10 protein-coding genes and 1 pseudogene are annotated in these 15,844 nt (G+C 39.1%); 7 read left to right on the forward strand and 4 right to left on the reverse strand.

The features are described 5' to 3' along the window. Positions 1-53: 53 nt before the first annotated feature. The 3 genes and pseudogenes from CK510_RS12820 to CK510_RS12830 form a co-directional block, all read left to right on the forward strand. A pseudogene (locus CK510_RS12820) lies at positions 54-1,301 on the forward strand (proton-conducting transporter transmembrane domain-containing protein); the annotation flags it as partial. A gap of 104 nt (positions 1,302-1,405) precedes the next feature. After that, positions 1,406-2,905 carry an NADH-quinone oxidoreductase subunit M gene (locus tag CK510_RS12825; protein ID WP_095722078.1) on the forward strand — a complete coding sequence of 500 codons (1,500 nt, stop codon included), beginning with the start codon at positions 1,406-1,408 and terminating at the stop codon, positions 2,903-2,905. A 100-nt stretch (positions 2,906-3,005) separates the two neighbouring features. Next, on the forward strand, positions 3,006-4,328 hold the full coding sequence (locus CK510_RS12830; protein ID WP_095722079.1) for a CO2 hydration protein CupA: 1,323 nt from the start codon (positions 3,006-3,008) through the stop codon (positions 4,326-4,328). Between the two features lie 241 nt (positions 4,329-4,569). Here CK510_RS12830 and CK510_RS12835 read toward each other — a convergent pair whose 3' ends face one another. Next, complete coding sequence (locus CK510_RS12835; RefSeq protein WP_095722080.1) at positions 4,570-5,580, reverse strand: aromatic ring-hydroxylating dioxygenase subunit alpha; 1,011 nt, start codon at positions 5,578-5,580, stop codon at positions 4,570-4,572. A 651-nt stretch (positions 5,581-6,231) separates the two neighbouring features. Here CK510_RS12835 and pntA point away from each other — a divergent pair. Further along, positions 6,232-7,827 (forward strand): Re/Si-specific NAD(P)(+) transhydrogenase subunit alpha, encoded by a 1,596-nt coding sequence (gene pntA / locus CK510_RS12840; RefSeq protein ID WP_095722086.1) that lies wholly within the window; start codon positions 6,232-6,234, stop codon positions 7,825-7,827. A gap of 124 nt (positions 7,828-7,951) precedes the next feature. Beyond that, positions 7,952-9,412, forward strand: coding sequence for a Re/Si-specific NAD(P)(+) transhydrogenase subunit beta (pntB, locus tag CK510_RS12845; protein WP_095722081.1), 1,461 nt, complete (start codon positions 7,952-7,954; stop codon positions 9,410-9,412). A 124-nt stretch (positions 9,413-9,536) separates the two neighbouring features. Here pntB and CK510_RS12850 read toward each other — a convergent pair whose 3' ends face one another. Together CK510_RS12850 and CK510_RS12855 are read right to left on the reverse strand one after the other, a co-directional pair. Further along, positions 9,537-10,871, reverse strand: coding sequence for an FG-GAP repeat domain-containing protein (locus tag CK510_RS12850; RefSeq protein ID WP_095722082.1), 1,335 nt, complete (start codon positions 10,869-10,871; stop codon positions 9,537-9,539). A gap of 243 nt (positions 10,872-11,114) precedes the next feature. Continuing rightward, positions 11,115-12,461, reverse strand: a complete 1,347-nt coding sequence (locus CK510_RS12855) for an acyltransferase family protein (protein WP_342745955.1) — start codon at positions 12,459-12,461, stop codon at positions 11,115-11,117. A gap of 300 nt (positions 12,462-12,761) precedes the next feature. Between CK510_RS12855 and CK510_RS12860 the strand changes: the two genes are divergently transcribed. Next, positions 12,762-14,069, forward strand: coding sequence for an aminopeptidase P N-terminal domain-containing protein (locus CK510_RS12860; RefSeq protein ID WP_095722083.1), 1,308 nt, complete (start codon positions 12,762-12,764; stop codon positions 14,067-14,069). A gap of 49 nt (positions 14,070-14,118) precedes the next feature. Here CK510_RS12860 and CK510_RS12865 read toward each other — a convergent pair whose 3' ends face one another. Next, the gene (locus CK510_RS12865; RefSeq protein ID WP_095722084.1) at positions 14,119-14,550 is read right to left on the reverse strand and encodes an NUDIX hydrolase; all 432 of its coding nucleotides are present in this window, start codon (positions 14,548-14,550) and stop codon (positions 14,119-14,121) included. Positions 14,551-14,905: 355 nt separating this feature from the next. Here CK510_RS12865 and CK510_RS12870 point away from each other — a divergent pair, with 355 nt between their 5' ends. Then, the gene (locus CK510_RS12870; protein WP_095722085.1) at positions 14,906-15,679 is read left to right on the forward strand and encodes a class II glutamine amidotransferase; all 774 of its coding nucleotides are present in this window, start codon (positions 14,906-14,908) and stop codon (positions 15,677-15,679) included. Positions 15,680-15,844 lie beyond the last annotated feature (165 nt).

The following is a 15,844-nucleotide window of genomic DNA, read 5'->3' on the forward strand; positions in this document are numbered from 1 at the left end:
AATTCGTAGAACAGGAAGAATAGCAGTAAATTTTCTGCCATAAATGCCCCAGCAACCCCACAATCATTACTTTAGTTTGTTTGGGATTAATTGCGGGTCCGATGGGTAAATGCGCTCAATTCCCACTGCATTTGTGGTTGGATGAAGCGATGGAAGGACCAATTCCCAGTACAATTTTACGGAACTCGGTAGTTGTTGCTACAGGAGCCTGGGTATTAATTAAATTGCAGCCAGTATTTACCTTATCGCCATTTGCATCTTCAGCAATGATTACAATTGGTGCAGTGACAGCTTTAGGTGGTTCCTTAATTGCGATCGCACAAATCGATATGAAGCGTTGTTTGTCCTATTCGGTAAGTGCCTACATGGGTTTGGTGTTTATCGCTGTGGGAACTCAACAGGATGAAGCAGCGTTGTTATTGGTACTCAGTCATGCATTATCTGCTGCATTGTTGGTGATGGCGACTGGTGGGGTAATTTGGAATAGTATTACTCAAAATGTGACCCAGTTGGGTGGTTTGTGGTCACGTCGTCCAATTTCTGGATTAGCTTATGTGGTTGGAACCTTAGGATTGATTGGTTTACCTCCTTTGGGTGGTTTCTGGGCAATGTTGGAGCTTGCAGATACCCTCTGGGGAACTCAACCCATATTGTTGGGAGTGGTTATTGTCGTTAATGCTTTGACTGCATTTGGCTTAACCCGTGAATTTGGCTTGATTTGGGGTGGAAAATCCAAACAAATGAGCGAGCGATCGCCTGAAGTTTCTTGGCAGATGATATTGCCAATGGTGATTTTATTCGGCTTTGTGTTGCATTTGCCTTTGGTTTTACAAAGTTTCTCGTTGTTACCTAATTGGGCAATGATTAATAAAGATGTAGCGTTGCTGTTGATTTGGTCGAGTATTTTTGGTTGTAGTCTGAGTGCGGTGATTTATCTCGGTAATGTCATTCCTAAGCCTTTGCGTTTGCCCTTTAAACCTCTACAAAATTTGCTTGCCTACGACTTTTATACGCCGAAAATTTACAAAGGTAGTATTGTTTTGGGTGTGGATTTAATTTCCAAGTTAACCGATATTGTTGACCGCTTTGTTATTGATGGAATTGTTAATTTGGTTGGTTTAATTTCGTTGGGTGGTGGTGAAGGACTTAAGTATAGCAATTCGGGACAAACTCAGTTTTATGCACTAACGGTTTTGTTGGGTGTTGGTGTGCTTGGTGCTTTTGTAACTTGGCAGTTTTGGGGGAGTCAATTTTTAGATTTGATGTCGGCTTCTATGTCGATGTTAGCGATACCTGAATGAGGAAATAAAGGAAGTAGGGAACCGCCAAGACGCGGAGAACGCCAAGAAGAGGAAGAGAGGAATTTTTCACGATTTATGGCTAATAACTATCAAACAATAAAATCATGCTTAGTGTTTTAATTTGGGTTCCTATTTTTGGAGCTTTACTAGTTGCTTTATTTCCCAATAAGTTACCTACGGGAAATGTAAGATTAGGGGCTTTGTTTATTTCTGGATTTACTTTACTTTGGAATGTTTTTGTTTTAATAAAATTTGATGTTAGCAATCCAGGAATGCAGTTTAGAGAAAATATTCCTTGGAACGAAACTTTGGGTTTAAACTATCAGTTGGGTGTGGATGGATTATCTATTCTCATGCTGGCATTAAATAGTCTTTTAACTTGGATTGCTATTTATAGTAGCAGCAAAGATACAGCTCGTCCTCGCCTTTTCTACTCCCTCATTTTACTAATTAGTGGTGGGGTTGCTGGGGCATTTATGGCAGAAAATTTACTGCTATTCTTCCTGTTCTACGAATTAGAATTAATACCCTTTTATCTATTAATTTCAATTTGGGGTGGTGAAAAAAGAAATTACGCAGGAATTAAGTTTTTAATTTATACTGCTGTTTCCGGTGCTTTAATTCTAGCTACATTCTTGGGAATAGTTTGGTTGACAGGTTCCAAATCCTTTGCTATGAGCGATATTTCCACCCAATCCCTATCGGCAGCATCACAACTAATTCTCCTGGTTGGGATTGTCGTTGGCTTTGGAATTAAAATTCCCTTGGTCCCATTTCATACGTGGTTGCCTGATGCCTACGTAGAAGCATCCGCACCAGTGGCAATTCTGTTGGGTGGAGTTTTGGCAAAGCTGGGAACCTACGGTTTACTGAGGTTTGGCATGTCGATGTTCCCCGATGCTTGGAGTGCGATCGCACCGACTTTGGCAATTTGGGGGGCAGGTAGTGCAATCTACGGAACCTTAACTGCGATCGCGCAAAAGGATATCAAACGGATGGTTGCTTACAGTTCCATTGGACACATGGGTTATGTTTTACTTGCCAGTGCAGCTAGTACCCCTTTGTCATTAGTTGGTGCGATCGCGCAAATGGTCAGTCATGGGATTATTTTAGCGATTCTGTTCCATCTAGTTGGGGTTGTGGAAGCAAAGGTAGGTACTCGCGAACTCGACAAACTCAATGGTTTAATGAGTCCAATTCGGGGATTACCCCTGGTTAGTGCGTTGTTGGTGTTGGGAGGAATGGCAAGTGCAGGTATTCCGGGGATGACTGGATTCATTGCCGAATTTATCGTTTTTCAAGGCAGTTTCTCAGTGTTCCCAATTCCCACATTAATGTGTGTGATTGCCACAGCTTTAACTGCGGTATATTTCGTGATATTGCTTAACCGTACCTGCTTCGGCAAATTAGATAACAATTTGGCATATTACCCCCGCACATTTTGGTCGGAAAAAATGCCAGCTTTTATCTTAACTGCATTAATTATCTTCTTGGGTGTACAACCAAATTGGTTAGTACGTTGGAGCGAACCTACAACTACCGCAATGGTTGCCCATATTCCCCAAATAAAAACAACAACTTCTCCCCAAATAGCATTGAAATAATTGTACAAATTCACAGCCAACACTCTGCGAAACTCTGCGTTAACCCCTGCGTCACTCTGCGTTTAAATTCCAAATCTCAAATCCAAAATGGGGAATAAAAATGGTACTAACACCAGAAAAACAAACAACTAAATTACCACCATCTACACACGAATTTGCTGATATAATTCATCGACTCGAAGCTGGTGGTTCAATGCTACCTGATACACCAGAAAACTTAATGCAAATTATCGGTATTTATAAAGCTTACGCCGTACCAATGGATTTTTATTGGCGCGATTTACTTTATATTGCCGAACAGGTATTTTTAGAGCCATTTCCCTTTTTTAAATACTTTATTTCCGATGAATATTTACAGCGTGAAAATCATTATGCTGGCGATAATGCCGATTTAAGAATTTGGCGTGGTGTGGGAACAGCCCATCCCGAACTTTTGGCATTTATGGAAAAAGGTGAAACCACCAAAATGCCAAAATTACTCCATCATTTGCTACACGATCGCATCAACATGGAGTTTGCTGAAGCTTGTATGCGGGCAATGCTTTGGCATCGACAAATGTATGCACCAGTTAATCAATTCGATGCTTATCTAGATTCCGACGAATACCGAGCTAACGCAGACAGGGCAATCAAAGCCTATTTTCAGGGCAATCCGGCAATGTTAGGGCTGTACAAGCTATTTCCTGACATGTTCCTCGAACAGTGCCGCCAGATGTCATACTACGCCAATCTGGGGTTATTTTGGGAAGTAATGGCTCCCGTATTCTTTGAAATGTCCGATATTTATGACGAAGGTGGTTTCAAAGGAGTACCCGACGCAATGGACTTTTTGGTCAATGGCATATTTGCGATCGCAGGTCGTCCAATTTACCATCATGTTTATATTAAAGGGGAATGCTACGAAATTATTCCCAAATCTAAGGGTTTTACTTGGTTGTATGAAGCAGCGTTACCCTACGTTGAAGCTGTTTTTTACCGTACTGCCCCATTTCGTGGTACAAAATCGTACAATGCCCAAGCTGGACAAGTACCCGAAGAACAAAAAGACTTTCATTTCGGAATTCTTTATGCAGATGTGTTTCCTGTGGGTACTGCGGGAATTCCACCGACATTATTAATGCAGGATATGTTGCACTTTTTGCCACAATATCTGATTGATTATTACCAACAACATTGTCGTGGGCAAGAAGACATCTTGATTCAATTGGGGATTACTTTCCAGCGTTCAATGTATAATGTGACTTCGGCAGTGATTCAGGCATTACGGACAGCATTGTTGTATCCATTAGATGACCCAAATCCTAAACATTTACAAGCGAATAGGGAGTTTTTTGAAATGCAATTAAATCGCTTTTGTCGTCCTGAATATAACATGCGGGATGCGGCGAGATTGCGTCAAATTCAAACCCAAGATTATCGTTGATAGATAAACCAGTTTTTACGTGGTGTGAGATGCTCAAAATCATCAAATCCCAAGAAATCGGGTTTCTCTCCCACGAAAAAACTACTAGCAGTATGACAATCTCAGAAACCTGATTTCTCCCCTAACGCAAAAACCCAAAATACCTGGCTTGGTAAAAATACTTAATTATTTGGCAATTATAGTATGGAAACATAGTGTTTACAAGGGTTTTGGATAATGCATAATTAAATTCAGTCGATATTCATTGGGTTTGTTCGACTTCTCCATTGGCTTTCAACAGCGCTAAAAACTTCCTTCGCATTAAAATTCCCGGTTTATCAGTCATCATGTGCTGTTCTTTGGTGATATCAAGTGGCACATCAAAATCAGTCGTTTCCAAAATAACTTTATCTTCCAAAGTCACAGCGCGATCAAAAGCAATAATATTTTCAGCTTTTGTCTCAGCTTCAGTATCATTACGCAAGCAAAACTGCACTATTTGAGAAGTGGAATCATCAATTGGAACTGCTGTATTCACCACAATATGCACTAACCCATTCGGATAACCTATTCGCAATTGGGCAGTAAATGGCATATACCAAGTCATGTGCATTGTGCGTACTGTTTTATTTTGCTCCAATTTGGTATTTTCTTGCTGCAATTGGGGATTTGTCACACCTAAAGTTGTCCAAAAATCGATTCCCCATTCGCTTTCCTTCAACTCCATCTTATCGGGGGTTGGATGTTCTTCACTACCGAAAGTTGTAGTATGAACAAACGTAGGATGTGCAGTATCAAATTCATTTTCCATGACTCGCAAACCAGCACATTTCCAAGGTTCATAAAATTCTGGAATTAAGCGAAATTTAGCATCTTTGGCTTCGGGAATATCGGGAATATTACAGATAGGTTCCCCCAAACATACCCATACATAACCGTAACGCTCCGTACAAGCGTAAGCAATCACTTTGTAGCTAGGGGAAATCATTCCTGCTTGCAATTGCGGTACGTGGGTACAATTCCCCCCAGCATCGAATCTCCAACCGTGATAAGGACATTCGATACAACCTTCTGTCACTTTTCCCTTAGATAATTGGGCAGAACGATGACAGCATCTGTCTTTGACTGCGGCAGTATTTCCTTGAGAATCGAACCAAATAACGATTTTTTCCCCCAAAAGGGTAAATTGCTGGGGTTTTCCATCGGTTAATAGATTGATGGGTAAAACTGGATACCAAAAGCGTTTGAGTATGGATTGTTGGGTTACTAACATAATGAAATAATATTTAATCTACGTTTTTGATAAGCAATATTTAGAGATATTTAGAGCGATATGTAAATTTATGAGCTAGAAATAAATACTCAAAATACCTATAAAAAGATTTTCTGATTTTTTTACACTTGTGCTGTATTATAAATTACTTTTTTCGAGAATGCCATGTAAGTAAATAATTGAAACCCTTTTTTAGTAAGGCTTTATAGCGCTTCTTACTTGGATACAATGCAAAACAATATAAATTAGGGCAAACAACCGTGGGTTCCCCTACGGTATTCTCGATTACCGACTGTTTTTCGCTCAACTGAGAACTAAACGAACACTAAAACCCGACAAGAGCGATCGCACAAAATAGACACATTAGTAAAAATTAGTAAAAAGTCGGAAATAAACGTCAATAAATCAATGCATGAATTACGTAAGATTTACGTAAATATTTATATCAAAATATATATTTTTCGATTTAATGACTATTATGATTTGCCCTAGCAACATGATTCAATTCTTGTGAAGAATTAAAACAAGAATAGATATAAAACACCACGCATAATGTTATTTTGAAGTCAAAGTCTATACAAGTTAGTTTCAGAACATTAGTGTCTCTTTGAATCTGGGAATCGGATAAATTAATTAAGGAGAATTATGGGGATGAAGGTTGGTATCCCAAAGGAAATTTACCAAAACGAATATCGCGTTGCCGCGACACCAGATACAGCCAAGCAGTTAATGAAGCTTGGTTTTGATGTCCTAATAGAGTCTGGTGCTGGGAATGGGGCAAATTTTGCCGATGCTGCTTATGCAGGAGTTAATTGCAAAATAGTTGCCGATGCTCCAACATTATGGTCGGAAGCTGACATTGTGTTGAAAGTGCGATCGCCACAGATGCATCCGGAACTGGGCAAGCATGAGGCTGAATTACTATCGGAAGGGAAGTCATTAATTAGTTTTATCTATGCCAAGCAAAATCCAGATTTGATGAATGAATTAGGCAAGCGTAAGGCTAATGTGGTGGCTATGGAGGCAATACCCCGCATCAGTCGCGCTCAAAAGCTGGATGCTTTGTCGTCGATGGCAAATTTGGCTGGTTATCGGGCTGTAATTGAAGCTGCAAACAACTTTGGACGCTTTTTTAATGGTCAAATTACTGCCGCAGGGAAGGTTCCCCCAGCGAAGGTATTGGTAATTGGTGCTGGTGTGGCTGGTTTGGCTGCAATTGGCACAGCGAAGGGATTAGGAGCGATTGTGCGTGCGTTTGATACGCGACTTGTGGTCAAGGAACAAATCGAAAGTTTAGGTGCAGAGTTTCTCGAACTCCAATTTACTGAAGATGGTAATGGGGAAGGTGGTTATGCAAAGGTGATGAGTGATGAGTTCATCAAAGCGGAGATGGAATTATTCGCGGAGCAAGCCAAGGAAGTTGATATTATTATTACGACTGCACTGATCCCAGGTAGGAAAGCACCCATACTCATCACCCAAGAAATGGTGGAGAGTATGAAAGATGGTTCGGTAGTTGTGGATTTGGCAGCAGAACAAGGTGGAAATTGCGCTTGTACTCATCCAGGAGAAGCTTATCGTTATCAAGGAGTGACGATAGTTGGGTTCACAGACTTACCAAGTCGGATGGCACAACAAGCAAGTCAACTTTATGGGACTAATTTGTGTCATTTACTCCAAGAAATGGGTGGAGGAAATAATTTCCATATCAATCTTGATGATGATGTGGTTCGTGGTGCATTAGTGCTTCATGCTGGTGAAGTTCCAGTTCTGCCAGCCAAAATTGAGAAGGTAATTGAGAAAAAAGTCGAGACGAAAGTTGAGAAGAAAGTCGAAGTTTCTCAAACTTCATCTTTGAGTTCTCATAGCAATTCCCAAGAGACTTCCAAAGGCAATTCTAAGAAGAGTAGTAATGACTTACTTTGGGTATTTGTTGCCGCATTTGCATTGATTGGCATTGGAATTAGTGCCCCAGCTTCATTTTTGTCGCACTTTACAGTATTTGTCCTCGCTTGCTTTGTAGGTTGGCAAGTGATTTGGAACGTCAAACCAGCATTGCATACACCTTTAATGAGCGTCACCAATGCCATTAGCGGCATTATTATCATTGGTGGAATGCTGCAACTTTCAGGAGATTCAGATTCAGCTACAAGTATTTTAGGCGCGATCGCAATTTTTATCGGCATGATTAATATTTCCGGTGGTTTCCTCGTCACTCAACGAATGCTGAAAATGTTCCAAAGATAGGCATATAGTATGCATCCATCCAATAATTGACCTAACCCCCAACCCCTTCCCTGTGAGGGAAGGGGAGCAAGATAAACCGCTATAGAAGGGAAAATTCCCAATGCCCAATAATTAAAAAATAAACATGTCAAATAATCTATTAACAGTCGCATATATTGTCGCTAGTGCCTTATTTATCCTGAGTTTGGGAGGACTTTCCAACCAGCAAACAGCCGGAAAAGGGAATATTTTCGGGATTTTGGGAATGGCGATCGCATTCGTCGCTACCGCACTCACACTCTCAACTAATTCCTATGGAATCTTGGCATCTGTAGTCATCCCCGGAGGAGTAATTGGTGCGATCGTGGCTTCCCGTGTGGCAATGACTTCCATGCCCGAATTGGTGGCAATCCTACATAGTTTTGTAGGTGCAGCAGCCGTTTTGGTTGGTATTTCCAATTACCTCCAAGCACCAGCACTACTTACCCCAGTGGAATCGACAATCCACGAAATCGAAATCTTCATTGGTGTATTTATCGGTGCTATCACCCTTTCTGGTTCGGTAATTGCCTTTGGGAAACTGCGGGGAATCATCAGTAGCAAATCTTTACTCCTCCCTGGCAGACATTTACTCAACCTAGCAATGCTTGGTGGTTGTGTTTGGTTCGGCATCCAATTTATGGGTACAGCACATCCAGAAGGATTACAACCATTATTATTAATGTCCACAATTGGTTGTATTTTGGGCATTCATTTGGTATTAGCAATTGGTGGTGCTGATATGCCAGTTGTAATTTCCATGCTCAATAGTTATTCTGGTTGGGCTGCTGCTGCGGCTGGATTCATGCTCTCGAACGATTTACTTATCATTACAGGTGCTTTGGTGGGAAGTAGTGGTGCCATCCTCAGCTACATCATGTGTAAAGCCATGAATCGCTCCTTTATCAGCGTCATTTTGGGTGGTTTTGGGGCAGATACCAATACAACATCGTCAACAGCATCTGTGTTACCTACAGGGGATGCATTGACAGCAGACGTTGAGGAAACTGTCGAATTTTTACGCAATGCCAAAAGCGTTGTCATAGTTCCTGGTTATGGAATGGCAGTAGCTCAAGCACAACATGCTGTATCAGAAATAGTCAAATTGTTGCGTAGTCGTGGTGTTCAGGTACGTTTTGGAATCCATCCCGTAGCAGGAAGAATGCCGGGACACATGAACGTACTTTTGGCAGAAGCGCGTGTACCCTACGACATAGTTTTGGAAATGGATGAAATCAACGAAGATTTTACCAAAACAGATGTGGTGTTAGTAATTGGAGCCAATGATACCGTAAATCCTAGCGCCTTAGAAGACCCCAACAGTGCGATCGCGGGAATGCCAGTTATGGAAGTATGGAAAGCGAAAACCGTTGTGGTGATGAAGCGGAGTATGGCAAGTGGTTATGCGGGGGTTGAGAATCCTTTGTTTTACAAGGAAAATACACGAATGTTGTTTGGTGATGCGAAGAAGAATGTAGATGGAATTGTCGCTAAATTGAATCAAGTTAATCAGGAAAAATCTGATATATTGTTAACAAAACAACTTGCTTTGTCTAACAAAATTTAAACCTGAAAATACCCCCTTTCTCTCATATCCCTGACTTCTCATTTCATTTATTCATATCCCTTCCCTGACTTCTTAGAGAAGTCAGGGATATTTTAATAAAATTAAAATAAAATTGAAGATTTTTTTATAAGAAAACCCAACCTTTGGGAAGAGGAATTATATCAGCAACACCATTGGGTTGAACTTTTAAGTCATCTAAAAACCAAAGTTGATTTTCACCAGTTTGAAAATTACGCCACAATAAATCAGTCTTACCATCACCATTGTAATCACCAATATTAAAATCCCAATTTAAGTCTTTAGTCTCGTTAATTGAAGGAAGATATTCTGCCCCATCAATTTTACCGACTCCTAAATTACTCCCACTAACTCGTGAAGCACTGATTTTCCAAATAGCATTTTGACCAGTTTTATAATTTCGCCATACTAAATCAGTCTTACCATCACCATTAGCATCAGCAATACTAAAATCCCAATTCAAGTCATCTACTTTATCAATAAAAGCACCGTAATCATACTCGAAGCCATTATCTTTTAGAAACCAAACAGCATTCTCACCAGTTTTATAATTTCGCCATACCAAATCAGTTTTACCATTACCATCTGTATCGGCAATTTTAAACTTCCAATTTAAATCTTTAGTGGTTGGCAGAAATCCCGAATTTTTACTATCTAAACCCAGACCATCTGAATTCAAAATCCAACTAGCATTTTCACCAGTTTGAGAGTTATACCAAATGAAATCACTTCTACCATCACCATTCGAGTCAGCAATTTCAAAATCCCATTTCACGTCAATAACCTTGTCTAAAAATGCCGAGCTAGCAATTTTTTCGCGGTTCATTTGCCAAATAGCATTTTGCCCTGTTTTATAATTGCGCCAAATCAAATCTGCCTTACCATCCCCATTAGTATCACCCAATTTAAAATCCCAATTAGGAATATCAAAATCGACTTTGGGAATAAAATAGTCATCCTTTAATTGATTATTTCCCTGCATTAACCAAATAGCATTTTCACCAGTTTTAAAATTACGCCATACTAAATCACTTTTTCCATCCCCATCAATATCACCAACCTGGTATTTCCAGTTCTCGTCAGTTCTAAATGTACTACCTGTATTTGCATCAACAACTAATGAAGCATTTATAAACCACCAGTTATTATCACCATTCAGATTATTATGCCAAAAAATATCAGTTTTCACATCCCCATTAAAGTCTGGATTTACCCACCACGACTTGCTAAATAAAGAGTTGGGATTTGGCGAAGGATTAGCACCTAGAGGTTGTGCTAGGGGTTCCTCGCGTAATCCAGTGGATGATTTACCTTGTAGGGATAAGCTAATATTTCCCTCATCCGTAAAAATGTCGGTTGATAAAGGTACAGGAGAATTAGTGGAATGATTAAAATTATCAGTATTTGAAGAGACTACAAAGCGATTATCTGACGTAAGCATAAAAATAAAGTATATATAATTACTTCCAATTTTCTAACTATTTTTTTTGATTACGTCAAGCTTTATACGTGTTCCCACTTAGCTAAATTAAAAAAAGCTTTTTCAGATATCATTTAGGCTGCTACTTTCACCAGTATCAGGATTAAGCATTGAGAAAAATCTATGTGTAAATACTGAGTTTTTTGTAGGCAAAACACAATAATTAAAAAAAGTCAGTTTCTCTGTATGGTACAAAATTTATGCTTATTTCTCACTTCTGACTTCTGATTCCTGATTTCTAACTTCTCGATATATTTTAAATTTTGCGGCAGGAATTTCGACTAAATAATAGGTAATGGTGGCTAAAATTGACGATAAAATTAAGGTTGCAGTGATTCTGAAAGCAAAAGCTTCTAATGGAATATCTGAAATAAATATGGGTGTAATTTTTTGAATAATTGGTACATGCCATACATATACACCATAGGATAAATTACCCATAATTTCTAAAGCTCGAATTGGATTTTTTAATATGTTGGTGAATGATAGTTTTTCATGCTTAGAATATGATTCGTATTTTGTTAATTCAAAAGCAAAAATAAACAAGCAGGTGATTATGGCTGTTAGAGGTTGAAGGATAAATATTGTTGTAGATGTTCTAAAACCACCAGTACGGGTTGGCAATCCCCATAATTCCTGGTTATAAAAGTGATGTGCTGTAAATAGATAAAGTAGAACAATTAATGCGATCGCAATAATTTTGTTATTAGCATAAGAAAATAAATTAAATCTAGATAAATATTTTTTATTTAGATTACTTTTATTATTTATATCTATACATTTAGTAGCACAATCTGTATTTTTATTCTGTCTATAACTTTGAATAAGTGGATTAATTAGAAAACCACATATAAATAAATCAAGATTATTTATTAATGGTGCATACCAATATCTAAAAGCATAAGCGAACTGTTCTATAATTTGTTTTTGAAAGCCAGATAAAGTTATAAATTTGATGAGAAAAACTGTAATTATAACTATGAAAAATGCGGTTATAAAATGCCTAAGGCTTATTATTAAAGGAGCTATTATACTGTAAATAAAAGGGACTAGCAAATAAAACTGAACTTCAGTAGATAAAGACCACAGAGAATCATTGAAAGCTATAGGCTGTGGATAAAAATATGGTTGATATGTAAATGTTAAAAGCCGGAATAAATAACCCCAATTTGCCATTTTCAGGATATCTGTATAAACAAAAATAGATAAGATGAGTAACACAAAATAGTAAAGTGGAACAATCCGCAGGGCACGATTACACCAAAAATTAAAAATCCCTTTGGTATCGACAGTATAACGACCAGAATAAAAAGCTTTACCCATCAAATAACCAGATAGACAGAAGAAAATCCAGACTGCGACTAATCCATTACTAAATATGAGCCAACTGAAGTCATAACCTAAATAAATAATCGAACTTCGAGGAGGAGCACAATGGATAGTTACTACCATTAAACAGGCAATTCCACGCAACGATAAAAGTGCATCAAGATTATTTTTGCTTTGACTGATGCCTTGGTTGGATAATGATTCAACAGAAATATTATTCAAAGATTATCTCCGGTGAAACTGAAGAATAAAAGTAACAATAGAAAGCAATTTAATATTGGAAGTTGCCAAAATCATTCTTACATCTTCTTAGAGGAGCAATCCTGATAAATTTTGATATTTAGCGGATCGCAATTTTCCCATAAGCTGTCCTGATGTAGAAAAAACAGACTTTTTTAGACTTTTTTAGACTTTTTTAGCTATGACAAATACTGAAAGATTTGTTTATTTCAGCACAGGGGTGACAAAATTTAAAATACATCGTTAGATGAAAATTAAGTAAATATCTTACCTTATCCACACATGAATATAGAATATCAGCAGCGTCGATCGCAATTAATGGCAAAAATTGGTAACGGAACAGCGATTTTTCGCACCGCTCCAATGGCAGTCATGCACAACGACGTTGAGTATAATTACCGTCAGGATAGCGATTTTTTCTATTTAACAGGGCTAAACGAAGCGCAAGCTGTGGCTGTTTTAGCACCAAACCATCCCGAACATCAATTTATCCTGTTTGTACAGCCAAAAGACAGAGAACAGGAAGTATGGAGCGGTTATCGTTGTGGTGTGGAAGCTGCAAAAGCACTTTATGGTGCAGATGAAGCTTACCCCATTAGTGAACTGAATGAAAAATTACCACAATACCTAGAAAAAGCCGATCGCATTTATTATCATTTGGGACGCGATCGCAATTTTAACGAAAGGATTCTCTCCCATTGGCAAAAGCTAATGCGAACATACCCGAAACGGGGAACTGGACCAATTGCAATTGAGGATACTGGACCAATTCTCCATAGTTTGCGGCTAGTTAAAAGCAATACTGAGTTGGAATTAATGCGGAAAGCGGCAGATATTGCTGTGGAAGCTCACAATAAGGCAATGGAATTTACCCAACCTGGACGTTACGAACACGAAGTCCAAGCCGAAATCGAATATATTTTTCGCAAACGGGGGGCAATTGGTCCTGCGTATCCCTCGATAGTCGCATCTGGGAGAAATGCTTGTGTGTTACATTACATCGAAAATAACTGCCAAATGCAAGATGGTGAATTATTACTAATTGACGCTGGTTGTGCTTACGGTTACTACAATTCTGACGTTACACGCACTTTCCCCGTCGGTGGTAAATTTACACCCGAACAAAAAATACTCTACGAAATTGTCCTGGAAGCCCAGAAAAAAGCCATAGCCCAAGTGCAACCCGGAAATCCCTACAACCTTGCCCATGATGTTGCTGTGCGTACCCTCACTGAAGGTTTAGTGGAGATTGGTTTACTCGTAGGTGAAGTTGATAAACTGATTGAAGAAGAGAAATATAAACCTTTCTACATGCACCGTACTGGGCATTGGCTGGGTTTGGATGTGCATGATGTGGGTGTGTATCAATACGGTGACGACAAGCCACAAATTTTACAAGCTGGTCAGGTATTGACGGTGGAACCTGGACTTTATATAGTGCCTGATACCAAACCAGTCGAAGGACAACCGGAAATCGATCCTCGTTGGGTTGGTATTGGTATACGTATCGAGGATGATGTCTTAGTCACAGCAACAGGGAATGATGTGTTAACTGCTGGTGTTCCCAAGGAAGTTAGGGAAATATCTTGATTTCTTAAATATATAGAAGACGTTCCACCGGAACGTCTCTACGACGGGTTCACATCGTGTCTATTTTCGATTCGTATTTGGCAAACTCCTTGAGAATGCGTCGAAGTGATGGTTTCTTGACATGTTTTACAGCTTCCTTCGCTTTTACCCACTGCTTAATCCGTTTACCAGCTTCCGGAAAGCGATCGCACTCCATTTTTACGGAGAGGGAGTACATTTTCACGGAGTAGATTTTGCCATTTTTACGATATTTATAGCTACCAAACTCAATTGGGTTGACTTCCCCGATAACTCCTGCTTCTTCCCATGCTTCCTTCGCAGCAGAATCATGTGGACTCATCTTGCCCGCAATCCCACCTTTCGGTACAACCCAATCTTGTTGACTGCTAGTGGTAATCAATAGTACTTCAATAGTCCCATTATTCATTCGATACGGAACTATGCCAGATTGTTTTAATACTTTGTTAGTTTTTTGTGCCATCTACGTATGTAAGTACTATCTTTTTCTGTGATTTATATAATTTTTACCTTAAAAATCCAGAGATGGTGCGATCGCATCCAAAATCAACCCTTGAATATACTAGAAAATACCCTCTGTAGAAGTGTGTAACTTTAATTTTGCCAACCTCTTCTAATCTAGGGTTGAGAAAATCAAATAATGCTTTCAATTTAAATTATAATAATCATCCTTTGGGTAGATTGCTAAAAAAACTAATTGTGTGGTCGAATCCTGATATTGAAATTTATGGGGAGTTCCTGAATATTGCAACATTCGTGCCAGAATATTAAGCAGATTTTGAACTAAGCTGGATATTTAATAGAAGCTTTTCTGATTCATGTGTCAACTGCTGGGTATGAACTGCAATGTCCCAACGGATATTTGCTTCTCGTTTGAAGGATTTTGTGCTAGAGGAGGCAAAACCGACGACCATAAGGATGGTTGGGGAATTGCATTCTTTGAAGGAAAAGGGTGTCGAATGTTCCTTGATGCTAAATCATCAGTAACATCTCCAATTGCGGCACTTGTAAAACGCTACCCTATCCACTCAAACCATGTTATAGCCCATATTCGCAAAGCTACCCAAGGGGAAATTACCCTTGAGAATTGTCACCCATTTCGACGGGAACTTTGGGGAAGATATTGGGTATTTGCCCATAATGGTGATTTACCGGGTTTTAATCCTCTTGATTTAAGTTTTTATCAACCTGTAGGTACTACTGATAGCGAAAAAGCTTTTTGCGTAATTTTGGAAACCTTAAGAAAGCAGTTTCCGCTAAAGAAGCCGAGTTTAGAGGAGTTATATCCAGTCTTGGAAAAGATTACAAGAACGCTGGCAAATATTGGTATATTTAATTACTTGTTTTCTGATGGTGATTATTTCTTTGCCCATTGTTCGACGAAGCTTTGCTACATTGTACGTCAAGCTCCTTTTGCCGCAGCACATTTAATTGATGAAGATTTGGTGGTGGATTTTAGTGAATTAACCAAACCGGAAGATAGGGTAGCTGTGATTGCAACTACACCACTTACGGATAATGAGGTTTGGACGCATTTAAAGCCAGGTGAATTATTGGCTTTTCGTGATGGCAGGGTAATTAGTGTTGAGTAATAAAAGAGTTTTAACGCAGAGGAAAGAGGAGGAAAGCGCAGAGTTTCGCGGAGAATATTTTTTCGTGGTGCGATATACCTTGCTTATCGCGTTCCCTCAGGAATCGCTTTTCAAGTACTCTTATAATATGGGGTTATTTATACTGGTCAGAATGACAAATATCAA

This window comes from Brunnivagina elsteri CCALA 953 (genome assembly GCF_002289455.1).
GTDB classification, from domain to species: domain Bacteria; phylum Cyanobacteriota; class Cyanobacteriia; order Cyanobacteriales; family Nostocaceae; genus Brunnivagina; species Brunnivagina elsteri.